This is a genomic window from Methanocalculus pumilus, from assembly GCF_055382585.1.
In genome coordinates this window covers 1,557,604-1,583,442 of the sequence record NZ_AP042393.1, presented here as the reverse complement: position 1 = coordinate 1,583,442, position 25,839 = coordinate 1,557,604, and the positions used below count along the sequence as shown (strand labels likewise).

The window sequence follows — 25,839 nt, the reverse complement described above, 5'->3', positions numbered from 1 at the left end:
TCTCATAAACATCGATAGACTTGTGTACTTGTCAGGCCTGCTCAGTTCCGCACCGCGATTCTTACAGGTATTGAAATGACTCGGATGGCGGGCGATTGCCAGGTCAAATAAATCGAGTGCTTCGGTATCATGCTCGATGGTTGAGAGCTCTACCCTTTTTTTGAAATCGCTTTTCCTGAGAAAATCAAAGAGTGTCATGGTTATGATCTAGTTTTTATATGCTAAAATTTGGTTCTTCTCTACAATTCTCTATTTCTTCAAACCAAATCCTCAATGTCCCTTCAATCTGAACCTACATACGATGAACCAGAGGAAGGGAAAATAATCATCAACAAGGGGTATTCAGGAGTGATAAATGAATGGCCATGGTGGCTTCAAGTCGGAGTTGACTTTTTAAAAAGAGTTTAGTTGTCCTTTGGTGAAGAAACCAAACCTGCAATAGAAATAATAAAGCCTGCCACTCCAGCCATTGGACCAATAACCTGGAATAATTTGAGAAGTTCATATTTTTGTTTTACATCACTATCAAGCGCTCTCGCCAAAGAACCAAATAGAGTTTCATATTCTGGAAGTTGGGTTAATGCAATCATATACAACCCTGTTCCAATTACTAAAATGGCAATTCCAATTGATAACATCCTCGAATTCATGATAAACCTATAACAGAATTCTACGTCACAACTTAAACATTTTGTTACGGGTCAGCCCATCCTTTCCGGAGCCCATCAAAACAACACTTCTTTTCATTTGATGGGCAGAAATTTTGAGTCGTTTGTTCAGCCAGATCTCCATAATGAGCGCTGAATATATCACCCAACTGCTCAACATCACTGCCCTCGTCTTGAACAGCGATACGGTTCCACTGCCAGATTACCCAAAAACCCATTGAAAAGACAAAGCTATCGCTCTCTTTATTCCCCTCTCACCAAGGGGTTTGCCTCTTGTGACTGCAGGAATCAGTCCTCAGAATAACGTACTCAGGTGTGTCGGGTTCTTCACCCCGGCACGCAACCCCGTCAGGAGGAGCATTTGATAAACAACAAAGTTGAGGATTATATAGAGTTCCCGGCTTTCATGCTGAATCCTCCTGAGGTGAAAGGTAACTGATGCCTTCATCCGGGCATGTACCCGTTCACACTCACCACGGCTTCGCATGATTGCTGAGAATTCTGGGTCGAGAAGATTCTTGTTTCGGAAATGCATTCCGACCTGTTCCACTCTTCCGTTCTGGAAGAGGAATCTCAACTGTTGAGCCAGGGGAGCGTGGATATCTCCCCCTGCTCTCCAGAGCTTGTTAACCCAGTGTCTGATTCTCTTAACATTTCCTTCATTCTGGAGAACTGCTCCTTCACGGATATCGATGCAGGGTCGGGCATTCAGATGATACCAGACCTGGGCATGTGCCTCAAATGAGTCATATCCTGCATCAAGCAGCACATTATTGAGCCGTGGATTCAATGTCTTCACTCTTTTAAGATGAGGCAGAAGATGAGATGGATCAGCATCGGTTCCATACGAGTAGACCATTGCAAGAGGGTATGGTATGGTCCCAGATGGAAGATATGCGCTTTATCCATCTTCACCGAGTAGTGCGGATGAAACGGAGCATATTTGTCGTACCGGGAAGCTTCAATCGGAGTTGAATCAATGATACCTACCATCTCATTCTGTGCCCAGAGAAGGATTGCCTCGCCGACAAGGTGCATGAGCCGTTTCATCCCCTTGACTCCGAGACGGTATTTCACGAAGTAGTGGAGTGTTGCTGAATTGGGTATGATGTACCCATCTTCGCCCAACTCTGCCCCAAGATGAAAACAATCCTCGTCTGTCAGGAGAAGAATTGTCCGGGCATAGGATTGTTTCCTGAAACACTTGATGATAAGGAGTTTCAGCAGGAGATGAACCGGATACCGGAATCTGGTGCTTCCTGTGGGTAGTATTCTCGTTCAATGGTCTGTGCAATTGTGTGCAGATACGATGAACTAAGTAATTCCGAGATAGGGGTTCCCTGTTCAATCTCTTTAATTTGACCTGCGTTTTCCGAGAATTCAATGCTGGAGTCTATGAGCCAGTCGTACGCTGAGTATATATACCTGACCGAATTGCCCTCTTAGGGGCGCAAAAAAGTTGGGAAGACTTGGAAAAATGAGGGATATAACAGATAAATTGATGGAATCTCTCAAAGGCGCGCAGAATGCCGGAAAAATTGGGAGTTTTTCTAAGTCAGATCGGTGGTTTGATGGGCTCAAAAGTCCTGGCATCAAATCGAAGCTATTATATTAAACTGGTCTAGAATACAACCACAGGAGAAAAACCGGCATAGAAAGAAAATAAAGAGGATTGGAGAATGATTGATCATAATAACTCTACTAATACAAATGTTGACACTCATAAGAATACGAAACCCCAGGAAAAATCTAATAATCTCAGCAAATCCGAACAATCTGTCTCCAATCACGAACGCCTGAAGAGAATATGTCAAATTTCTGGAATACCCTATCATTCAGATAAAAAGAACAATTTAACCGATTCTGATCCGAACCGAATAGAATCGCTTCCCCCTCAGAATTCTATTGAGCCAGAACAGAATGTTGTTCAGATCCCTCAGTATTGGCAAAAATGCTTTGGGGGGTCAAAGGATGATCGTGCATATTGTATCCAACAAACTCTGGATGGAGGATATGTCGTTGCGGGTTGGACTGAATCAAATGATGGCGATGTGAGTGGAAATCATGGTGGACGGGATGCCTGGGTCATGAAACTGGATTCTGTCGGACGAATTGTCTGGGAGCGTTGTCTTGGTGGCTTTTCAGTAGATGAGGCTCATTACATTCAACAGACACCTGATGGAGGCTATATCGTCGCTGGTAAAACACGTTCAAATGATAGAGATGTTGCAGGTAATCATGGTTTATTCGATGCCTGGGTTGTTAAACTAAGTTCAGATGGTGCCATTGAATGGCAGCGTTGTATCGGTGGTTCGAAGGTGGATATTGCCTGTTGTGTCCAGAATACTCAAGATGGTGGTTTTGTCATAGCAGGAGAGACTGCCTCATCTGATGGCGATATCGCTGAGAATCGTGGTGGTTTTGATGGATTGGTGGCCAAAATCGATTCTCACGGAGAGATCGAATGGCACCGTATTCTCGGCGGCTCAAAAGATGATCATGTCTTTTTCATATCTCCAACCTCAGACGGGGGGTATATAGCTGCCGGACGTACGAACTCAAATGATGGTGATGTCAGCGGGAACCATGGTAGTTTCGATGCCTGGGTGGTCAAACTGAATGCTCAAGGAGTGATCGAATGGCAGCGTTGTCTTGGTGGTTCGGCAGAAGAGATAGCCTATTGCATACGACAGACAGCAGATGGGGGGTATATCTTCGCGGGCAGGACCAACTCCAATGACGGTGATGTCAGCGGGAATCATGGTCATTTCGATGCCTGGGTGGTCAAACTGAATGCCCAAGGGGATATCGAATGGCAACGGTGTCTCGGGGGATCAGGTGTTGATGAAGCATATAGTATCCAGCAAACATCAGATGGAGGTTATATTGTCGCCGGTAGGACAAGTTCGAATGATGGTGATGTCAGCGGGAATCATGGAGGTAATGATGCCTGGATCGTGAAACTGGATGCTTATGGGAAGATCACATGGCAACGTTGTCTTGGCGGTTCAAGTTATGACTCTGCAAAATGTATTCAGCAGACCTCTGATGGCGGTTTTATCGCGTGTGGATTTACTAGATCGTCTGATGGAGACGTCCAGTCATCACACGGCGGTGCTGATGCCTGGATAGTCAAGCTGGATACTGACGGGATTGTTGAGTGGGGTCAATCTCTTGATGAAAAACACCATGCGGTTCAATCAAATAATTTATCTCCATCTTCAATTGAAAATGGTATTCAAACAAATATAGATGAAAATAAAAGTGTTGCCCATGCTCAAATAAACATGAAAGATAATAATGATTTAAATGAATCCATTTTTTCTCCAAATATTATAATCGGTGAAATAGAAGATCCATTAATTCCACCTATTAATTTTGATGACTTCATCGGTCAACAACAAATAATAGATAACATCAAAAAATTTCTTGATGCCGAAAAGAAGAAAGAAATTTATCATATCCTTTTATTAGGTTGCCCCGGTCTTGGAAAACGCACTCTTTGTCAAATTATCTCAAGAGAGATGGGTGTCACAATAAGGTTCACTTCCGCTAAAGACTTGGGTAATACAAATAAACTTATCTCACAACTTACTAGTCTGTCGGCAGGAGACTTTTTGTTAATTGATGATATTCATCTGTTAAGTCCACCTGTCAAAAAGATCCTTTTTGAGGCATTGGAGAATACTAAGACTAATGAGATTGTCGGTGCTGGAGCGGAAGGGAAGAATTATATGCATTCTATCAAACAGTTCAGACTTTTAGGGACAGCTCCGCGAGCTGAACTTCTTGAACCCACATTCCTTGATCGATTCGGATTGATCTGCCGGTTAAATCTCTACGATATCGATGAGCTTTTTTGTATTCTAATGAGGTCATCATCTATTCTAAACATATCCATCACCGAGGAAGCTTGTATTGAAATTGCGAAATGGAGTCGGGGAATACCTAGAATTGCCAACCGCCTCCTAAGACGCGTCAGGGACTATGCTGCTATCCAGGATTGTGAATTTATAAAAGAAAGTCTAGTTGCAGAGGCCCTAAGAGAAATGGATATTGAACCTCCCCATTGTATTTTTCAAGATGACAGTAAATTTCACCTAGATGAAAGAGGAATTTATTATATCGGAATTTATAATCCAATTTGGCTTGATAGGCGAAATTACATTCCAAATCCTAAATTCGGTGATTTTGAACATTATATTTTGAATATTAAAAATAACAAATCTAATGAAGTAAATGATTTGGCTAATTCACTTCATCCGCATTTAAATTATGGTATTGCTATAGCCGTTGTACCTTCATCAAAAGCAAATGATAATGATAGTGGCATTCGAAATGTAGCAAAAATTCTTGCTGAAAAAAGAAGAGTAGATGCAACAGACTGTTTAGTTAGAACTGAGACCATTCAAAAATTGGCTCATGGAGGTTCTCGTAATGAGTTAATCCATGAAAAAACAATATCTGTTAGCCGCACAGATATTATCCGAGGAAAAGATATTCTTCTATTAGATGATGTGACAACAAGTGGGAATTCCCTTAAGGTGTGTAAAACTAAGTTGCTTCTTGAAGGAGCAAATCGAGTTGAGTGCCTAGCAATAGGAAAAACTGCAAGGACTTAATTATATTGTGGTTGTTATAATGAATGTCAGCGGTTTATAATATTTACATAATATAAATTTTATTGTTTAATAATTAATGGTATGTGGAAATATTTAATGAAAGGAGTAACTATTATGAATTCTTTATCTAACGAATGCCTTCCTCAAATTGATTTGGTATACATTATAACGCTTCAGAATATACGCTCAATTGGAAGGAAAACAATTTGGAGTATATTAAAAATTCTAGGTGAGAAAAAAAACAATTATGATCTTAATAATTATTATAAATATAATATGAATATTGGTGCATTAAATGGGTTATTGAAGGATTATGAGGTTGACTTAAAAAAAATTAATAAAAATTATAAGCCTCCTAATGAAGATGATTTAAATAAAGCATACTCCGATGCACAAATTATAATTGAATATTCAAAGAATAATGATATTGATATATTTCCTTATTATCATACTAATTATCCAAAGAGATTACTCGAAATAGCAGATCCTCCAATAATAATCTATACAAAAGGAAATTATGAATGCCTTAATAATGATAATTCGATTGCTATCATTGGAACAAGGCAACCAACAGAATATGGTGCGAAGCAGGCCCATAGAATGGGAGAACTACTTGCAACTAAACATTATATTGTAACAAGTGGTCTAGCTCTTGGATGTGATACAAAGGCTCATGAAGGGTGTATTCGTAGAGATGGAAAAACAGTGGCAATACTTGCACATGGGTTAGGTGTTAATATATATCCCTCTGAAAATAAAAAATTAGCTGAAGATATAATTCTTAAAGGTGGATGTCTCGTAAGTGAATACCCTCCAAAAGATAAAATAAGTAAAAGAACCTTAGTAGAAAGAGATCGTCTACAAAGTGGATTAAGTAAAGCTGTTGTTGTAATTGAAACTGATGTAGTTGGAGGTTCAATGCATACTGTAAGTTTTTGCATAAAACAGAAGAGAATATTAGCTTGTATTCGCCATCCAAAGGATTTCCTAAACTACCCTCAAACAAAAGGAAATCAAAAAATTATTGATGAAACTAGTAATTATGGGGCCCATATAATTGATTGTGAAAATAACGAATCAATTCATAGTTTCTTAAATAAAGTAAATTTGTATCATTTTATGCAAAAGGAAGTAAATAACTCTCAAAAAAACACTATCAAGCAAAGGCAGAAAGATAAAAATGGAAACAACAAGAAACTATTTGATTTCTGATCGAGATATTTCCGCAATCATCTTTGATTTAGATCAAACTCTTGTTGATACCAAATCTATAGAATTTTTACGGAATAGTCGGAAATGGAAGGATATTTATCCTCTTATTCACACATTACTCCCATACAATGGTATAAATGATCTTCTTCATGACCTACAACAAAACGAATACAAAGTAGGTTTGGTTACATCAACACCGAGAACGTACTGCGATCGTATATTATCTCATTTTAATTGGAATTTTGATGCCACTATCTGTTATCACGATACTATTCGACACAAACCGTATCCCGAACCTTATCTAAAAATATTAAAATTCCTAAATACTCCAATAATTAATGCCGTCGCTATTGGTGATGATCCAAAGGACATTATTTCAGCTAATAATGCAGGTCTCTGTTCCATAGCTGCACTTTGGGGTTGTGAAAACCCAGATCTGCTCAAGAAATCAAATCCTGATTATATATGTGAAAATGTGATTGAGCTTCGTAATATGTTCTGTTAAAATAGAGCAAATGAACTTGATTAATAGCTATTCAAACCACTCTTACCTTATGGATAACGTCATTTATCTTAATTATGATATCATCAGATATTTCAATACCGTCTTCGATCATGAACTGCAGGTAGTCAATGAGTGACTGGATATCGTCATTGAAGTCATCCTTTGTATAAAATAAAAGGTCTTTAAGATACTTGAATGCCTCATGCCCTTCGCCAATTCTGAGGTGAACCAGAACCAGTTCGCCGCATAGGTAAGCTGCCTGGCGGTTGTTCCCTATTGAGATACTGTTTCTCAGTTCTTCTGTATAGTTGAATTTGAGGTGGCTGGCTATTACTTTCTGGAGGTCAAGAACGGATTGATATCGATTTTCAGGCTTTTTCTCCAGACATTTGAGAATAATCGACTCAACTTCAGATGGGAGCTGTACCAGCCTGCCTGGAGGTTTGGGTTCTGCTGCTGTTATTGCGGCCATAATTCCGGTCTGTGAATCACCTTCAAATGGACGTTTTCCTGTAACAAGTTCGTAGAATACAACTCCAACCTGCCAGATGTCAGTGCGTTCATCTTTGGATCTGTTGTCTATCTGTTCAGGTGCAGCATATGGAGTGCTGAATGAGATGTTGGTAACTGTCCTTGATTCACTCAGGACTCTTGATAGACCCCAGTCGCTGATCTTTGGCATCCCATTTTTTATCAGGATATTATGGGGCTTAAGATCCCGGTGGATGATTTTTTGAGCATGGGCGTATTTCAGCCCTTCACATATATGAAAGATTATCCATGCAGCTTCTCTCACTTCAATCGGCATCTTCATATCTGCTAATGAGCTGTCACACAACTCCATCTCAAAAAATGGATGAGGTTTAATTTCGTAATGAAGAAGCCGGACGATATTTGGATGGGAGAGTTTATTCCAGTTATTCAATTCAAGAATGAATGCTTTTGCTGCCTGAGAGTCAAATGCTGTTGGAATTTTAATAGCAACATTGTTGCCATCAGCACGGGTTGCCTTGTATATCTCTCCGAAGCCGCCTTTACTAATGTATTCGAAATTTTCGTATCTATTTTGCACTGATTCAGGAAGGGGAGATATCTGGTTTTTTATATCCTTCTTTACCTGTAATATTTTTAAATCAAGGGATTCATCCTGTCTCGTGTCAAACCATTTGATAATCTGCACATACAGGCTATCCAGATAATTTCCCGGATCTTCAGGTAGTTTCCTGGCACGCTGAAAACAATCACGCGCCTCAATGAAGTTGCCGGTTTCATCAAGGAGGTTTCCGGTTTTTGTCCAGGCCCTCTTATTGAGGCTATCCATTTCCCGTGCCTTCTCATAACATCTGGAAGCCTCATCGATTTTGTTGAGGTGTGAATAGACGTCCCCGAGAAGACATAAGTAGTCGGGATGGGAGGCTCGTTCTCCCGAGACCTCGAATAGGGACCTTAATGCCTCTTCATAGTTCTCAGACTCAAGATAGGTGTGCCCAAGGATCTCCCATAGTCCTGGATTGTCTGAAGCCAATTCAATCGCTTTTCTATAGCTAATAATTTTATCATGGACGTTCACCGTATTATAGCCCTTAATGAACCATTCTTCAGCTTCATTGCTTGATATCGTGTTTTCTGGATTGTCATCTGACATATCAATCGTATATGTTATTGCTTAATATGGCCTCTATACCTGTTCGATCCTATCCTGAATAGTAACTATTACTTCTTTTGGCGTTTCTGAGATCTTCCTTGCAGGTATATCCATCAATTCAAACCCCTTACTCTTTACTGCTTCTATCCTACGTGCTTTTTCGCTCTCGGAGATGGTTCTGGTGGTGATAAAAATAGCAATTTTAGCTCCGGACTCCTGAAGAGCCAAATCGACAGTTATCCCTCCTATCTTTATGTCAACAGCCGGTTTCCATCCTTCAATAAGCATCAGGGTGTAGAGATATAATTGCTCATATCCCTGCTCTTTTGCTGTTACTCTCAATGCCTTTATGGTTTCAATATAATGAATGAGTTCGGAGAGTATACCGCTCGTATTCTTACAGAAATCAAAATCTGCGACGACATATAATGCATTTTTCGCTCTGGACAGAGCCACATTGATCCGATTAACAGGATTTTGCACGAAATTGATCGAGACATCCCATATACCCTGAGATAGAACCGGACTGAAGATCATAATGTCGCGTTCATTGCCCTGAAATGTATTGGCTGTGCCTACAGTAATTCCTAGGTTGTTCAGTTCAGAATTAATTTTTCTTTCAATGAGTGTTTTCTGTGGGCTGAATGGCGTTACCACCCCAATTTGCGATCCATTATATCCCTTATCCTGAATTAGTTCCCTTGCAACCCGTACAACTTCATCTGCCTCTCTTGCATTCCGCCAGCTGTTTGAGATCCGTTCACATGCTCCCTTTACATCTACTCCAAATATTCCTTCCTCGGCAAGATCCTGTTCGGTACAATCAATCTCTTTCTTGATTATGAGTTTTTTATTATATACATGCATGTTGATAAAACCGACAATCTGGGGATGGGATCGGTAATGCTCCAGCAGATCGATTACCTGGCTATTATGAGGGAGCGACCGCTCGGCAAGCTTATAGAGATTATTATTTATATGCCTGAATGAATCTGGGACACCCTCTATACCATGATCTTTGGCAATTTTTCGATCCAGTTCGGGGGAGCTGATCATATTTATAGCATCCAACTGATGCGGATCTCCAATAACTGCAAGACTCCGGGCACGATAGATCATGGGTAGCACGGATGACACATCACACTGACAGGCTTCGTCTATTACCACAAGATCAAAAATTTCGGCTTTTCGTGGAATGGATTGTGTAGAGAGAGAAGTTGTTACCCAGATAGGAATTGCAGCAAGGCATCCTGAGAAGAGATCGGTATTCTCCTGAGGTAAGGTGTAACTGTTACGTTGTGCCTTCTCATAAAAGTCAAGCAGGTCAGTCAATCTTGTTCCGAGTGGGTATGAGGTTTTAGAGGATCCTTTATTAGGTTCTTTGCAGTTATTTTGCGAATCACAAACTGTATCCCCTTCTGACATATTCATAGTTCTTAATCTCTCAACCCTTTGGTTACTGGCAATCTCAAATGACAGAATCTGAAGTTTCTGGTCCATGCGGGCAATCTGCATATTCAACTCTGATGATCTGAATTGCTCAAATTCTGAACGTATTTGCTGGAGTGGCCATTGATCATCATGTTGCTGAATAAACGGCAGAATATCCTCCTCGATCTCTAGTCGTGCAGTCTCATCCGGTATCTTTCGACAGGCATTCTCTATCTCTGTTCTGGCCCAGAGTAGGTTTTCTTGAATTATTCGTTCTTTCTCAGGAATGCTCTTCTGTGTATGTTTATTCCATGAATGCTGAATATCTCTGCATTTCTCAAGATGTTTTTCATAATCTCCCACATCTGTCGGAATTGTCCTCTTATCTGGATAATTGATTCCACTAGTTGGATCTTCTGCCCACCACCTATGGCTGATTTCCTCTTCGGATGGAATCTTCTTTTTCACATTTAGTGTATCAATATACTGTTGTATATGTCCGATAAGCTGCTTCCATTCGAATACAAACAAATCAAAATCATTTGCCATGACGATATCACTGGCTCCTTCAAGGGAGTCGGGATCCGGATGAGCCATTAGTCTTTTTATCGAATCCGAAAATTTTTTTCCGGCATTTGAGCTCCAAGCACTTTTTACCGGACTGTTCGCAGCAATCGCTCCAAATTTTATCAGGATTTTTTTTAGGTTCTGGATTGATTCATTCGCAATAAATGCTTCACGAGCATCTCCTGCTATCCTGATTTTATCTGAAAGCTGGTTAACTGTATTTTGCCACCCATCAATATCAAGCATCGAGACAGGTGGATAGAATAGTTTCAATGAATCAAAATCTTGCATTAAATCCTCGAAGGCCGAGCGAACTCTTGCGTCTTCCTGAGCATTCATACGACGACGATCTTTTGCTTCAAACCACGAGAGAAGTTCATCCAGATGGGGGGACAATGCACTTCGGGATAGATCTGAGATTTTCTTCTCTGATTCTACGTTAACTATACCAATAGCTTGTTTTAGGAGTTGAGGAAGGATGGGTATGATCGTCTTTTCAAGATCTCTAAGATTCCTTTCGATATTGGCCCTTCTTGTGAAGGGATTTGGGAGCATTCCCCTTGGAATTGTGACATATTCTTTGTATAATGTCTTCCATGAGATGAGAATCGTGGAATCAAACTCGAAATCTTTAGAAAAACCAGTTTGAGTTACAATATTTGTCCAATGATCATATTCATGTTGAATGAGCTTAATTTTTTCAATGGTTTCTTTTTCGCGATGGAGCATTGATACTATCTTGTCGATTAGTATCTGAGCATTCCCCAACCACTCTTCCACATCTTGGGTTCCTGACCAGACCCGATGATCATTTTTCACTCCATTTGAGCGCACCGCCTTTTGCAAATCTTCCTGAAGAATTGTGGATTTATACTCCTCATACCAATCTATCAATTTATCCAGTGAGCCGGTATCTTGTAGAAGTAGATGCCATTGACGGGAGTTATATTTGAGATTAAATGACTCAAGAATATTGTCGATATCCTCGGCAATAATATCAGCCTTTTCCTGATACTCGTTGATTATTTTTATATTCTCTTTGATCTCGGTTGCATAGCGGAATCGTTTTTGGAGCCATGCTTCAATGCTCAAGATCCGATCTCCAAACTCCTCAGGTTTTATCGGGTATCCAAATTGTTCTAATATCGCTGTATATTCTCTGTATTGTTCATTAAGCATCTCATTATGTTCCATGGCGATTGCATATGCATCAAACGCAGAATGCAATGACTCGTCTATCTGCTGAGGAACACCTGTATTAATACACTTTTGAAACTCTTCTTTCTTGGTCTCTAACTCACGCTTTCGTATTTGTAAATTTTGAAATGCTTCAGGTTTAATCGGTCTATATTGAATTATTGAATCCTTGACTTTTCGAATTCCAGGACAGATGTTATTTTCCTTTCCTGCTTTGATAGTGACCGGAAGAATTGATCGTTTCGCTTCTTCCTCTATTGCTGTAATACGATCATGAATGACGGAGACGGCATTGTTGACATAACTTGCAAATAATGCCGTCTTTCCTTCAGCCCAGCAATTAATAAGAAGTGAAACTACAACCTGGCTTTTCCCGCATCCCGGGGGTCCGCTCACTACAGTAATTGGGTTATCTGAGAGTATATTGGCTACAGCATGTTTCTGCTCTGGATTCAATGGAACAACAGGCAAAATGTCAACTGAATCGTGGTTATTCGAGCTCTGAAGTAACTCAAGAAGCCTTAAACCGCCTATTTCTTCAGGTTTGTCTTTGATCTGTCGCTCGATCTCTTTATAATCATTGAGGATATGTCTGGTAAATACATAGGATTTTGGAGGGGTGAAGAGTATCCAGCCCAATAAATCCTTGGCTAGGATCTCTTTGAATATTGGTAGTTCATTCAAGAGGGCGTTCTTGAAAACAGCTGCAAGATCTTTCGTAGCAGGATTGTAACCCTCCGCCGCTTTTTTAAGCAGTTCAGGAAGCTTTTCGTGCAGGTTTTCCTGAAGTTTAATCTGTTTATTTCGTATTGCTGATTCAAGGGATGGAGAGAAATTCCAATATAGAGATTCTGGTTTTAAGATGATCGAATCTTCAATCCCCTGTTCAATTGAAACATCCATATAGAGTAATGGATTTAAATATCGCTTGCCTTTTTTCGAACTCTCCCAGTAGAGGCAGCCAAGGATAAGTTGGGGGTTTTCGCCATTTGAAAACTGCTCTTCTAGAAATGCCATTATCATTTCATCTGCAGTGATGCTCCAGGGGCCTTCGAATGTCTCCGGATAAAAGTGCAGGAGTCGGGTATAGCGTTCAATTCCCTCTGCCAGGATAGAAAAGAAGTCGTCCGATCCCTTTTCGATCACCTCACGGTGATAGCGCAGAATGTTCAGCCAGTCCATATGAGGAGTTTTTCCTGTCACATCTTCCATAGATACACAACCTTTGAAATGAATAAATCTGAGTTTAAAACCTGATTGGGGAATGATACAATGAGTACGATCGGGGCCAGCTCTGTCAAGACTCTACATTCAACCCCTTCCCCGCATCTTATGCACCAGCAGATCCGCCTTCATCAGGATGTCCTCTGAAACATCCATCTGGTTCTCCATTATGAACTGCATGGTATCCGCCAGCGACTGCACCTCATCTTTCATATCGCCTTTTGCATACACCAGGAGATCTCCAAGATACTTATACGCCGATTTCAGATCTCCCATGTGAAGAGCTGTCAACACCAGCTCACCACAGTAATAGGTCACATTTGAATCGTTTCCTGAGGAGACACTGGCTTTCAGCTGCTCTCTCAGTACCTCCTGCTGTACGTTGATTGTTGGATGCGGAAAAAGCTCACGTGCCCTGTTCAGGGATGCAAGCGCCTCGGCTCCCTTACCCAGCTCATTCTGTGCAAGACCTTTGTTGAACCATGCCCATGCAAAATGGGGATTGAGAGCAATGGCACGATCAAACCAGCCGATGGCTTCGGTATGCCGTCCCAGGTCTTTAATCGCCACACCCATGTTGTTGCATGCATTAAGATACTGTGGATCGATGCTGAGAGCCCGGTTAAAAAATTCGATTGAATCTTCATATCTCCCCAGGGTGCGGAAAGCTGTCCCCTTATTGTTCCATGCCAAGGCATTCGCTGGATCGAGTTCGAGAGACTTGTCGAGTGCTTCTATCGCATCCTCATATCGTCCGAGTTTGAGGAGAACAAAGCCTTTATTATTCCACAAAAGGGTATCTTTCGGGTCGTTCCTGATGACTCTGTCATAACAGCCCAGCACCTCCTGAAATCTTCCAAGGCTCTTCAGGGCGATTGCTTTGTTATGAAGTGTGGTTTGGTCATCAGGATTGGTCTGGAGCATGGTATTGAGGAATGCGAGAGCTTCTTCATACCTGCCCTCAGCTTTGGAAATCTTGCTGAGAAGTTTCTCCGGTTGTCTTCCCTTCAGCTTCCGATAAAAGTGCCATTGCACCTCTCCACCCGACAGCCTCTCAAAAAATCCAAGATAGAGATAGTTGTCACCGATGAAGTGCCTGATTCCAGAATATGGGGGATTTGACTGTTCATGATACCATTTGTGAGCTGCACGAACTACCCAGGATGGGTGTCCAACTCCAGTCCATTGCGAGCCCAATTCATTGTACAAACTTCTGATTGCCTTATTGTTCGGATCAATATGTAATGCCTGATCAAGGCTATCAATTGCTTCTTCAAACCTGTTTATGCCAGCAAGTGCTATTGCCAAATTCTGCCATGCAGAGAGGTGCCGGGGGCTGAGTGCAACTGCCCGTTTGTAACAATTTATCGCTTCTTCATCCCTCTCCAGCTTGTGAAGTGTACTTCCCTTGTTCTTCAAGGTAGTGGCATTGTTTGGATCAATCTCAAGGGCTCTGTCATAGCAGGTGAGTGCTTCATCATACCTGCCAAGGGTTTTCAGACACCACCCTTTGTTATTCCATGCGAAGAAATTGTTTGAATCCAGAGCGAGTGACCTGTCAAAGAACTGAATGGCATCATGATTTCTGCCCAGCTTGATAAGTATCAGACCCATTTCAATCAAAAATCTGCTGTCATCCGGGGAGATCTGAATCAGTCTGTCATAGCAGCCAAGTGCCTCTTCATATCGTTCAAGCTTTTTGAAGGCGAGGGCTTTGTTCTGCAATGCGGTTGGATTTTCCGGGTTTGTTTTCAGCACTTCATTTACACAAAGTAATGCTTCCTTATACCGGCCTGGGCCGCTCTTCAGCTTTTTTAAGAGTGCATCCGGCTTTTTACCTTTTAATCTCCAGTAGAAACTCCATTGAATACGATCTGGTTGTATCAAAAAGAAGAAACCAAGATACAGATACTTCTTCCCGACAAAATGGAGAATGCCATCATATGATGGGACATTCTGATGATGGTACCACCTCTTAGCAGCCTCCATCACCCAGACCGGTGGATCCTGGAGTGTGCTCCATTGATTTCCTATTGAATCATTATCCGAACTTGTGAAGAAACGCATCCCGATAGCTCCGATAGATAAAATAGTGTAATCAAGCTTGTCTCACCCCATCCCCTCTAACCTCGACCCATGCACAATCCACTCGACTTTCCGCATCAGCTCTTCCGGCAGATCACTTAACCCCTCATCGACACAGAAAGACATCTGCTCAACAAGGCTCTCCAGTGCAGATCGGTTCTCTCCTGAGAGGTACCGGATCAGATCCTTCCCATACAGAAGTGCCTTTGGCAGCTCTCCGGAATCGAGGTGGATGATCAACAGTTCCCCGCAGAGGTATGTGGATTTCCGGTCATCTGATCCCTGGCTCACCTTCAGGGCCTCGGTATAGGTCACCTTCAGGTAGAAAGCAAGCACCCGCTGGAGTTCAGTTACCGACCCGAACCGTTTCGCGGGATCCTTCTCCAGGCATCGGAGAATCACTGGTTCAAGCTCTTTTGCATCGGGGTTGAGATCCGTTGGCTTCACCGGATCACGTGACATGATACCCATCATCACCTCCATCATGCTCTCGCCGGTAAACGGTACAGTTCCCGTCACAAGCTCGTAGAGGATGGCACCCAGCTGCCAGATGTCAGTCCGCTCATCTTTGGGCTGCGATCCCATCTGTTCGGGGGCGGCATAGTAGGGGGTGAACGAGGTGGAGGTGGTGGATTTTGACTCACTCAGCACTTTTGAGAGCCCCCAATCCGTGATCTTCGGGATGCCCTCCCTGATAAGGATATTCTGGGGTTTGAGATCGCGGTGGATGATCTTCTGGTCATGGGCATAGTTTAAGCCACTACAAACGCCGTAGATGAGCCATGCCGCCTGATCCGGGCTCATCGGCTTTGGCAGGCTATCAAGGGACGCTTCGCAGTATTCCATCTCGAAATAGGGAGTCGGGAGGATATTGTAGTCAAAGACCCTCACGATATTCGGATGACTCAGGCGTGTCCAGTTCTGGATCTCACTGATGAAGGTCTTTCCGGTGGCTGAATCAGGGGTCTTTGGTACCTTCACTGCATATACCTTGCCACCCCGGCTCGCCCGGTACACACGGCCAAACCCGCCCTCGCCGATGAGATCATGGGACTGGTACCTGGCAAATAGGCTGGACGAATCGGGTGGAGAGGCGGCAGGACCTGTTCCGGCCATGCTGGGAGCTGAAGTGGTGCCTGGTTCGGAGATATCAAGCCAGATGGTGGAAGTTGCTTCAAAAGTACGTTCTCCAAAATAACCGCCTTTCATCGTAACATCAAGCGGAGCCCGCCCAGTGGCATCTGATCTGATGGTTATGGTATCGGTGACCGATTCCCCGGGCTGTAAGGTGTAGGTGGTTTCAGTTCTCCGTATATCAGCAACATCTGAGAAGCTCACCGAGATATCCTCCCCAATAACCCTGCCGGTGTTCCTTAGGATGAGATCGACCTGCTCCCATTTATTCGAAGTAAGTGAGGTATTCGAGAGCTCAATTGATATCTCGGGAGATAACTTCCACAGCCCATCGTATTTAGACATACTGTAATAATTGTTCTGATCAAGATTCAATGCCTTGTTGTAACAAACAATTGCCTCCTCGGTTCGCCCTTCATCAATGTATGCCAATCCTTCCCTCTCAAGTCTGGCAATCTTTTCCTGTGTTTGCCTCTTCCACCTCTGAACTGCCTTATCACCCACTATCACCTGAACACGGTGGTTATTACTATCTGCGACATAAATGAGTCTATCAGGCGTGACCGCGATGCCAAGTGGAAAAGAAAACTCCCCGTCTCCTGACCCCTCTCTTCCCCACATCCCGATGAAGCTGCCCCCGGTCGTGAATACCTGAACACGGTGGTTAAATGTGTCTGTGACATAAATGAGGCCATCAGGGGCGACCGCGATGCCATGTGGCAATCTGAACTCCCCCTCGCCTGTGCCCAAGCTCCCAAATGTCCTGTTGAATCTACCGTCCTTCAAGAATACCTGAACACGGTGGTTATTTGTATCTGTAACATAGATATTTCCATTAGGGGCGACCGCGATGCCTCTTGGCCGATTGAACTCCCCCTCGCCTGTGCCCTCTTTTCCCCACATCTCGATGAATCTGCCCTCGGGCGTGAAGACCTGAACACAGTCATAAACATAATCTGTGACATAGATGCGTCCATCAGGGGCGACCGCGATGCCTGATGGTGAAATGCCGTAATTCCCAACGTCCTTTCCCCAATCTCGAATGAATCTGCCCTCAGGCGTGATTTCCTGAACACGGTCGTGACCTCTATCCGCGACATAGATGAGATCATTAGGGGCGACCGCGATGCCTGCAGGCTTAAAATAATTCTCATATTGCTGCTTACTTTTTAACTCTCGAATGAATCTGCCCTCGGGCGTGAAGGCCTGAACTCGGTTATTCCGAGGATCTCCGACATAGATGTTACCATCAGGGGCGACCGCGATGCCCTGTGGAGTAGACAACTCCTCGTTGCGTGAGCTCTTTATTCCCCACGTTATGAATTCTCTATTCTGGTTGGATCCCACCGCTAAAGCGGTCTCCGTGTCTTTCGTACTACCGGCCTCAGTAGCTTTGGGAACGTTCGCTATTTGGTTCCGAACTGTTTCATCCTCCGCTATCACCTGAACACGGTGGTATAAAAGATAATCTGTGGTATAAATGAGGCCATTAGGGGTGACCGCGATGCCAAATGGATAACAAAACTTCCTCATGCCTTCGCTCTCTTTTCCCCACATTCGAATGAAGCTACCCTCAGGCGTGAATACCTGAACACGGCTGTTCAACGAATCTGCGACATAAATGAGTCTATCAGGCGTGACCGCGATGCCTCTTGGCCGATTGAACTCCCCCTCGCCTGTGCCCTCTTTTCCCCACATTCGAATGAATCTGCCCTCGGGCGTGAAGACCTGAACACGGTTATTAATTTCATCTGGCATATAGATGTTACCATCAGGGGCGACCGCGATGCCTCCTGGCTCACTGAACTCCCCGTCGCCTTCGCCAAAGCTTCCCCACTTTCGAATGAATCTGCCCTCGGGCGTGAAGACCTGAACACGGTGGTTATACGAATCTGTAACATAGATTTTACCATCAGGGGCGACCGCGATGTCTACTGGCCACTTGAACTCCCCGTTGCCTTCGCCCTCTCTTCCCCACTTCGTGATGAAGCTGCCATCAGGCGCGAAGACCTGAACACGGTTGTTATCCCTATCTGCGACATAGATGCTTCCATCAGGGGCGACCGCGATGCCTCTTGGCCAATTGAACTCCCCCTCGCCTGAGCCCTCTCTTCCCCACTTCGTGATGAAGCTGCCATCAGGCGCGAAGACCTGAACACGGTGGTTATACGTATCTGCGACATAGATGCTTCCATCAGGGGCGACCGCGATGCCTTTTGGGTTCTTGAATTCCCCGTTGCCTGAGCCTTCCCGTCCCCATGTTATGAATTCACTTTTCTCGTTGGGTATCCTCACTACGGCTACCTGCCCTTCTTTCGTAGTGCCAGTCTCAGTAGCTTTGAGAACCGTGTGAGGTGCATTTTCCCACTTATCTGGCTTCTTCTCGCCCTTCAGAAAATCAAATAATCCCATTTTTCATCAACTCCCTCAATCTCATAATCCATATATACTGTCAATAACCCCTTGCTTTCTCTCCCCTCTCGGATTATGCAAGCAATCCATCCATACCCAAACCCCCCATTCAAACCATCACAAACAAGGCAGCAATCATCATTCAAACCACTCACCGCAACCTCTCCCCACACTGCATACAAAACTTCGCCCCGCTCCCGTTCTTCCCCCCGCATTGTGGGCAGAAGCGGTGCTCCCCGTTCTCCTGCGGGGCAGACCCGGGGCTGGGTCTCGATGCCATCTCTGACGCCAACTCCGCTCGTAGCTCATCCTCTTCTCTCCCCCCAATCGACGAGCGGCTCATCAGACTATCCGTCACACTGACGCCGCCCCGGCCATCAGCCTTCCTGCCGGGTTGTGGAAAGAGGCTGGCTTCCTGCTCATTTGAGATCCCGGTCCGGGAGAGGAGGCTGTCGACGATCTGGACGCCGGATCCGATATTCACGTGGCCACCAGAGATCTGGTAGACCACCTGCTCAGCCCGGCTGCCGCCCTTGCTTGCAAAGGTGAAGAACCAGTGCATCCCGTTCGCCTTGATTGAATCAATAACCGCATCACTCAGTGTTGAATCAAACCGCTTCCATTCCTTCTTCATGTACTGGATGATCAGCGGGTTTGCCGCCCTCGACTCGCCGCTGAGCATCCCGGTTACGAGGCCGTCAATATAGGTATAGTGGACGTGGATGAGATCCCTGACAAAATCGGAGTCCCCGCCGCTTCTGGCAATGAGCATCTTCTTCAGTTCGTCTTTGGCCGGGAGCACCTGGTAGCGGTCGATGATCTCAAAGAGGGCAATCTCATCATCGTTGAATATCTCTCCATTCCGACTCGTTCCCGTATCTGGGCAGGATTCGCCATTGGCACGGAATGAGACTGCCAGCGTAAGGAGGGCCACCTCGAACTTGGACCTGATATGCTGATCGATATCCCGCGGGAGTGTGCCGCATTCATGATCCTGAAACCGCTGGTACTGCGCCAGGATCTCCTCCCATACCTGCTCCCGCTTCTCAGGCGGCCAGCGGCAACAGCCCCTGCCTGCCTGCAGGATCCGCTCTGCACCAGCCACGAGTTTTTTTGCACATTCGAGATCGCCACGGCCAGGCATCATGCATCACTGGACTTGTGTGTCTGTTGATCGGATGCGAACGTCAGGAGAGAGGTTGACACAAAAAGAGATGGTGTTTGGGTATTCCGGATACTTGTTCCTGTCTCAAAAAATGAATTGGATCGGATATCTGGTTCTGGTGGGACAATGGATATGGTCAGGATACGAGAGGTCATAGCTTCTCACCACACTCTTTGCAGAACTGTGATGATGCGTTATTGGAGACCCCACAGGAAGAGCAGCTGCGCCCCTCTTCCGGCTGCACGGGGTTAATGATCGTCGGCTGAAGCCCGCCGCTGGCAACCACCGTTGCACCCTGCGGCCGATGCGCCTGGCTCCGGGCGGTTGCGGTATTGCCCATCGCATCCAGCGCCTTATCCATCACGGTTGCAAGCCGGTCGGCATTCTCTGTTGACATGCTCCGGACAGTCTCCATGTACCTCTCCTGATCCTGCATCCGGAGCTTGAAGAGCTCCTCCATCCTGTCAGATCCAAACTTCGCTTTCATGGCATCGGCAACAGCATCACTCTCTTTGGCGGAAAGTGCCATGATCTGCTCTTCGGTGAGGGTCGCGGCCCGTTTCATCTTCTCCAGCTCGGTGATCTGCTCACCAGCTTTCCCGTCTACCGTTGAGAGGAGTGCTTCAACTGAAGTGTTCGCCCGCTGCTCAAGACGCCGCCCTTCGAGATCGACATCCTTCTCAAGATCCTGGTGTTTCAGTTCCTGCTCTTTCGCACGTTTCGCCTGGAGTGCCTCATTCCACTTCGTTTTCTGGTTGATCAGCTTCTCGATCTCACGGGCATCGAGATCCTGCTCCTTCTCTTTCCATGTATACTCATGCGTTTTCCGGGCATCGTCGATACTGATCCCATGCTCAGCATCTAGCTTCTCCAGAACGTGGCGATGTGCCTGCTCAACTTTCTCCCGGATGATCCTCCTCTGGATCCCTGAATCTTCACGGTTTCTCAGGAGTTCGGCTTTCAGTTCAGTAACCTCATGGTCGCGGATGACCCCCGCTGTTGTGAGATCATGGGCATAGGATGTCACCTTCTCATCGGTCTGGAGCTGGTTGATCCGATCCTCTGAGAGGAGGGATCTGATCTGCTGCTCGACATCGATCTCGATTCCCTTTCCGGCAACTTTTTTGGCTGAATCTCCCCGCCGGGCAATGACATCCGCCCATTCGGAATCATCTGGGCTGACGAACCGGAGCCCCTCAATCTCAAAGCCAAAGCCTGTGAGCGTCGTGCCGACGTGTGACCTGATCTCGTCTTCAATAGATTTCTTCATCCCGGTATTGCCATAGAGCTCATCAACCCGGTAATTCCGGAGGACCGACTGAACCACCATCTCAAGATCTGAAGAGAGATCCACAATCAAGTCCTCAAGCTGAATCCGGCTCTTTCCCTTGAGGAGATTTGCGATCAGCTTCTCGGAATCAACGCTCCGAACAGAGAGCCGCCCATGCAGCCCGACTGCGATTGCATCCTGTGTCCTTCCCCGTGATTTATCAACGGTGAAATCGACCGGGATTACTCCGTCATCAACGAGCACAACCGATGCCCGGTTATCCAGGTTGATCGGGAGTTTTGCATCAATGATGTTGCCGATACTGTAATGTCCTGAGGGGAGATCCGCCACAAATGCGCCTCCCTGGAAGAGGAGGGCGCGGGTACCTTCTGCAACCGTCACCGTCTTCTTCAGCATCCCACGAAGATCCTCCACTTCGAAACGACGTGCAAAATCTTCAGGCGATCGTTTCCATTCACGCTGCCGTGAAAAATCCTCGTCATCCAGTCCAACGAACGACCGGATCTTCGAGGTCCGCTGGTCGGCTCCGCAGGCGGGGCAGAACTTTGCCTCTGCCGGAATATTTCCCCCGCATTTGATACAGGACGATGCACCCACTTTTACCCCGCAGTGTGGACAGAACTTTGCATCCGGCTCCATTGGGGTGTTACATTTCGGACAACCCGTGTCTGACTTTTTTCTAAATATCATGATACCACCATCTGGTTTATCTCTCAGTTATTCTGTTGAGGAGATCCTCACGGGCAGAATCCGGGCTCATGCCCTGGCTCTGCACCCGTGCCAGGATACTATCGACTGTCTCTCCATCAACGGGTTCTGCATCCACGCCCGCCATGTGCCCTGACGTGATCTCGGATATCTCTTCGAGCTGTATTGTGCTGCCATCTGTTTTCAGCGTCTTCTTCGCAAGCCAGGATTCCAGCTCTTCGGGATCAAGCTCTCTGATACGGGACAGGGTGTTTGAAGATCCAACCGTTCTCTCATGCTCCTTGATGGTGATGATATTCCTGATGACGGTGAGATCCCGTTCTGCCTGAAGGAGAGAACGGTGCTTCAGCTGCCAGGCATTTGTATGGGACTGGATACGGAGCGTATACTGCTCCTTCTCCTTTGCTGTATCTGATGCTGCCTCGGCAAAGACCGCCTGGATAGCAGCCTCGGCCGCGTTCTCTTCACCCTCCAGCTTTTTGATCTGGCGGGTAAGCTGCGCCTCGCTCTTCTTCAGCTCACCAAGGCTCATGGTGTCAAGGGGATGTTTCGCAAAGAACCGGGACAGGAATGTCATAGGAATCAGTCCGTGGTCCTTTCAATCTTCCATCTTCTCAAGCGCCTTTTCGATATCCTTCTCGATTGAGAGAACCGATTCGGCCTGTTCGAGATCAAGGGATCCATCCTCGACACTGTTCCAGACTTCAAACATCTGCTTCTCAGCTTCATCCATGTCGCTGTCAGATTCGGTGATATCCAGTGCAAAGATCTGGTTTAGGTCATCGATTACCCGTTCAAATCCTTTTCCGGCAAGGTTCACCTTAATCAGCGAACTTTCAAATGACTCTGGGGTGATCGCCTGGATCTTTGACCAGAGTGCGGTCTTCTGGAGATCACGCTGGTACTTCTTGATCACAACAAGGTTTGAGACGAACATATACTGCTTGTGGAGGGCCATGAAGTTCTTCACCTTCAGCTTCGCCTCCATATCGAGCTGTTTGAGTTCCTGGGCGATCATCTTCTTCTTGATTAAGTCCGCACCAACGCCTTCCTTGAATTTATCTTTCTTCTGCTTCTCGATCTTATCGATCTCTTTTCTCAGCCTGTTGATCCTGCTCTTCAGCTTCAGTTCCTCTTCCTGAAGCTCACCGGTCTTGATGCTGTCAATTGGGTTCTTCCGAAACATTGCCATGAAATCCATCATATCTCACACATTCATCATAGTCACTAACCTATAATAAAGTTATCCTCCAAAATGGATATACTAAATTAATGCCGAAAATATCTATTTCCAAATTGGATGTAACTTTTATAAGGTAGAATAACTATACTCATTCACAATGGAACATCTCCTCGTCATCGACTATGAAACAGATGCCGAACGAAAGCGTATCGATAGCGCTATTGAACGCTTTCGATCAAAGCTTGAGATCCACCGGGAGAAGGGCGTGATCATCCGCCTTGGTGGTGATGATATCGAGGAGTTCCTTCAGGATCTTTATGCGCGACTTGAAAAGGGGAGCGAAAACGTCAGGATTTATGCATCCGAAGAATATACGCCGACAATTGATGAGATATCACAAACTATTCTCTATGAAACAGATATCGAGGCAGAATCGGTCAGAAAATTCATGCGCTTCCTCCTAAACAAGATGAATGCCAGTTATGAGGGTGTTACAAATGGAATTGAGAGCTTTTCTGTCTATACGAGGAAAGGACGGGCATCGATTGGCATGCAGTTAACACCACTGGATGGCAGAACAAAGGTTGCTATTACTATCGCCGGTTTTGGGACCGTGGTTCCATTCGTCGCCAGCCGGATCGATGACGATCTCCATGCATTTCTGGAGGAGAGCCGATGATCCAGGCATTACGGATGCCAGAGGCGACTGAATCAATTTGGGTGGTGTGATGAAGGTTGATCTGAGTGGTTTTCTCCTATCCGAACTGCGGGATATGATGGATGAGTACAAGAAAGCAAAGGCTGCCGGCGATGATGATCTGGGGCGGGAGAAAGCTTTTGCCTGTGCCTCCCTGAACCGGCGGCTTGCCTCCAATGTGCCTTCCATGGAGGAAAAATACCTGGGTCATGCCGATCGCTGGGAGCAGATAGCAACCGGCAGATCTCCTCACCCTGCAAACAGGAAGGGCAGGAAAAGAAATACCGGGAAAGGCTCCCGGCAGAATGCACAGGCCGAAGGTGAGCAGGATGGCGTTGGCGCGTTTGATGCATCGGGTCTCATCACCAAATCGAAGGTACGATGGGATGATATCGGCGGCCTCGAAGAAGTGAAGCGTCTCATGATGGAGACGATCGTAATAGCCGGCCTGAAGAAGCCCGAGTCAGTGAAACCATGGAAAGGCATCCTTCTGTACGGCCCGCCGGGAACTGGGAAGACCCTCCTTGCGGCAGCAGCTGCCGGCAGCCTGAACGCCTCGTTCTTTGATGTCAAGGCAGACAAGATCGTCTCCAAGTACTTCGGAGAATCCTCCAAACTCATCTCAGGCCTCTATTCAGCTGCACGGTCACATGCACCTTCAATCATCTTCCTCGATGAGTTTGATGCCCTGAGCCAGTCCCGGAGTGATGATACCAGTGACGCAACCCGGAAACTCCTCTCAAGCCTCCTGACCGAACTGGACGGGCTCCAGGACAAGAAGAGTGACCGGCTGCTGCTGACGCTTGCCGCCACGAATACTCCCTGGGATCTGGACACTGCTGTCCTCTCACGGTTCCCCCGCCGGATCTTCATCCCGCTCCCTGATGAGGCGGCCTGCCGTGAGATCATCAGGATTCATACCGAATCGCTCGATATCTCGTCTCTGAATCTTGACGAGCTGGGTTCTGAATGTGTGCAGAGACGGTATTCAGGCAGAGATATCCATACCCTCTGCCAGCAGGCGATGTGGATGATGATCCGGGATGAAAATACGGAGCTACATACCCTTGCCTCGCTGCCGTTTGCAGAGCTCCAGAAGCGATCCCTGAAGGTCCGCCCTCTCTCAATGGATGATTTCAGATCAGCAATTGCCAGGATCAAATCCCCGGTCACAAGAGCGGATCTCGATCGGTTCACTGCATGGTCTGAAGAGTTCGGGGAGGATTTCTCGTAAGCTTCAGCTTACCGGATTAATCAGGTAATTTACACTGAACCGATCTTGTTTACCCTGAACCATGGCGGTAGATAACCACACTGATATTGTCGTCAGATTCCCCCTCTTCTGCCATCTCCACCAGAATGTCCGTTGCTTCCTCTGCGGTTTTTCCTTTGACTGCTCGGGGGATCTCTTCTTCCTTCACAAATACGGAGAACCCGTCGCTGCAGAGGAGCAGTATATCGCCCTCACTGAGGGGTTGGTGAAAAGAGTCCACTGTGAATGTTCCACCCATCGCATGGGAGAGTATATTCCTGAGCGGATGCGAAGAAGCGCTCTCCTTATCGATCACCCCTTCATCAATGAGTGACTGGACAACGGAATGATCTTTTGTGAGCTGTACCACCTTTTCATGAACAAGATAAGCCCGGCTGTCACCGGTATTTCCGATCACAGCTTCCTTGTTCCGAATGATGGCAGAGACGAGTGTTGTCCCCATCCCTTTCCGCTCACCGGTACTCTCTTCCTCGATTGACTCATGAATCCTGGTATGAATATCACGGAGCATCGCTTCGACCTCAGATCTGCTCATCTGATCAGAAAAAGCGAGAGCCACTTCTTCTTCCAGGATCCGGATCGCCATTCCTGAGGCATACTCCCCGGCGGCATGTCCGCCGAGCCCGTCGGCAACGGCAAGGAGGTGGTATGAATCGGTTGAAACGGTGAGAATAGAGTCCTCATTTACTGGCCGCTTTCCGGTGATGCTGATGCCGAAGAGGTCGGGTGAGGTGGGGGTGGGATCTGCGTGATTACCTCTTATACTTCTGACAGTCCCAGCAACCTTTTCTAACCACTCGGGAGTCTTCATACCTTTAGA

At 45.7% G+C, this 25,839-nt stretch carries 18 protein-coding genes; 6 read left to right on the top strand and 12 right to left on the bottom strand.

Annotated elements, in window-relative coordinates:
- Window positions 1–404: 404 nt before the first annotated feature.
- The 3 genes from ACZ44I_RS08270 to ACZ44I_RS08260 all read right to left on the bottom strand — a co-directional run bounded on the left by ACZ44I_RS08270 (window position 405) and on the right by ACZ44I_RS08260 (window position 1,796).
- Complete coding sequence (locus ACZ44I_RS08270) at window positions 405–650, bottom strand: hypothetical protein (protein ID WP_464550902.1); 246 nt, start codon at window positions 648–650, stop codon at window positions 405–407.
- A 313-nt stretch (window positions 651–963) separates the two neighbouring features.
- The gene (locus ACZ44I_RS08265) at window positions 964–1,527 is read right to left on the bottom strand and encodes a transposase (RefSeq protein ID WP_464550904.1); all 564 of its coding nucleotides are present in this window, start codon (window positions 1,525–1,527) and stop codon (window positions 964–966) included.
- Complete coding sequence (locus tag ACZ44I_RS08260) at window positions 1,464–1,796, bottom strand: hypothetical protein (protein ID WP_464550906.1); 333 nt, start codon at window positions 1,794–1,796, stop codon at window positions 1,464–1,466. The genes ACZ44I_RS08265 and ACZ44I_RS08260 overlap by 64 nt, the downstream gene beginning before the upstream one ends.
- 12 nt (window positions 1,797–1,808) lie before the next feature.
- On the opposite strand from ACZ44I_RS08260, the gene ACZ44I_RS08255 reads away from it, so the two are divergent.
- From ACZ44I_RS08255 to ACZ44I_RS08240, 4 genes are all read left to right on the top strand, one after another.
- On the top strand, window positions 1,809–1,937 hold the full coding sequence (locus tag ACZ44I_RS08255; RefSeq protein ID WP_464550908.1) for a hypothetical protein: 129 nt from the start codon (window positions 1,809–1,811) through the stop codon (window positions 1,935–1,937).
- 410 nt (window positions 1,938–2,347) lie between these two features.
- On the top strand, window positions 2,348–5,290 hold the full coding sequence (locus ACZ44I_RS08250; protein WP_464550910.1) for an AAA family ATPase: 2,943 nt from the start codon (window positions 2,348–2,350) through the stop codon (window positions 5,288–5,290).
- A 96-nt stretch (window positions 5,291–5,386) separates the two neighbouring features.
- On the top strand, window positions 5,387–6,502 hold the full coding sequence (locus ACZ44I_RS08245; RefSeq protein ID WP_464550912.1) for a DNA-processing protein DprA: 1,116 nt from the start codon (window positions 5,387–5,389) through the stop codon (window positions 6,500–6,502).
- Window positions 6,471–7,007, top strand: coding sequence for an HAD family hydrolase (locus ACZ44I_RS08240; RefSeq protein ID WP_464550914.1), 537 nt, complete (start codon window positions 6,471–6,473; stop codon window positions 7,005–7,007). The genes ACZ44I_RS08245 and ACZ44I_RS08240 overlap by 32 nt, the downstream gene beginning before the upstream one ends.
- A 31-nt stretch (window positions 7,008–7,038) precedes the next feature.
- On the opposite strand, the gene ACZ44I_RS08235 is transcribed toward ACZ44I_RS08240, so the two are convergent.
- The 8 genes from ACZ44I_RS08235 to ACZ44I_RS08200 all read right to left on the bottom strand — a co-directional run bounded on the left by ACZ44I_RS08235 (window position 7,039) and on the right by ACZ44I_RS08200 (window position 23,058).
- Window positions 7,039–8,652 (bottom strand): protein kinase domain-containing protein, encoded by a 1,614-nt coding sequence (locus tag ACZ44I_RS08235; protein ID WP_464550916.1) that lies wholly within the window; start codon window positions 8,650–8,652, stop codon window positions 7,039–7,041.
- A 33-nt stretch (window positions 8,653–8,685) separates the two neighbouring features.
- Entirely contained in the window at window positions 8,686–13,059 is a 4,374-nt protein-coding gene (locus ACZ44I_RS08230) for an AAA domain-containing protein (RefSeq protein ID WP_464550918.1), read from the bottom strand.
- Window positions 13,060–13,158: 99 nt separating this feature from the next.
- Window positions 13,159–15,138 carry a tetratricopeptide repeat protein gene (locus ACZ44I_RS08225; protein ID WP_464550920.1) on the bottom strand — a complete coding sequence of 660 codons (1,980 nt, stop codon included), beginning with the start codon at window positions 15,136–15,138 and terminating at the stop codon, window positions 13,159–13,161.
- A gap of 42 nt (window positions 15,139–15,180) precedes the next feature.
- On the bottom strand, window positions 15,181–18,702 hold the full coding sequence (locus ACZ44I_RS08220) for a protein kinase domain-containing protein (protein ID WP_464550922.1): 3,522 nt from the start codon (window positions 18,700–18,702) through the stop codon (window positions 15,181–15,183).
- A 151-nt stretch (window positions 18,703–18,853) separates the two neighbouring features.
- Complete coding sequence (locus ACZ44I_RS08215) at window positions 18,854–19,849, bottom strand: zinc ribbon domain-containing protein (protein ID WP_464550924.1); 996 nt, start codon at window positions 19,847–19,849, stop codon at window positions 18,854–18,856.
- A gap of 169 nt (window positions 19,850–20,018) precedes the next feature.
- Window positions 20,019–21,848, bottom strand: coding sequence for a double zinc ribbon domain-containing protein (locus tag ACZ44I_RS08210; protein WP_464550926.1), 1,830 nt, complete (start codon window positions 21,846–21,848; stop codon window positions 20,019–20,021).
- Window positions 21,849–21,864: 16 nt separating this feature from the next.
- The gene (locus tag ACZ44I_RS08205; RefSeq protein ID WP_464550928.1) at window positions 21,865–22,443 is read right to left on the bottom strand and encodes a hypothetical protein; all 579 of its coding nucleotides are present in this window, start codon (window positions 22,441–22,443) and stop codon (window positions 21,865–21,867) included.
- Window positions 22,444–22,464: 21 nt separating this feature from the next.
- Window positions 22,465–23,058: a chromosome assembly protein gene (locus tag ACZ44I_RS08200; protein ID WP_464550930.1), complete on the bottom strand. Its 594-nt coding sequence runs from the start codon at window positions 23,056–23,058 to the stop codon at window positions 22,465–22,467.
- A gap of 148 nt (window positions 23,059–23,206) precedes the next feature.
- On the opposite strand from ACZ44I_RS08200, the gene ACZ44I_RS08195 reads away from it, so the two are divergent.
- Together ACZ44I_RS08195 and ACZ44I_RS08190 are read left to right on the top strand one after the other, a co-directional pair.
- On the top strand, window positions 23,207–23,728 hold the full coding sequence (locus ACZ44I_RS08195) for a hypothetical protein (protein WP_464550932.1): 522 nt from the start codon (window positions 23,207–23,209) through the stop codon (window positions 23,726–23,728).
- Window positions 23,729–23,777: 49 nt separating this feature from the next.
- Window positions 23,778–24,980, top strand: a complete 1,203-nt coding sequence (locus ACZ44I_RS08190) for an ATP-binding protein (protein WP_464550934.1) — start codon at window positions 23,778–23,780, stop codon at window positions 24,978–24,980.
- Window positions 24,981–25,029: 49 nt separating this feature from the next.
- Here the strand turns inward: ACZ44I_RS08190 and ACZ44I_RS08185 are convergent, their stop codons facing one another.
- A complete protein-coding gene (locus ACZ44I_RS08185; RefSeq protein ID WP_464550936.1) occupies window positions 25,030–25,830 on the bottom strand; it encodes a PP2C family protein-serine/threonine phosphatase in 801 nt (266 codons plus the stop codon).
- Window positions 25,831–25,839: the final 9 nt, after the last annotated feature.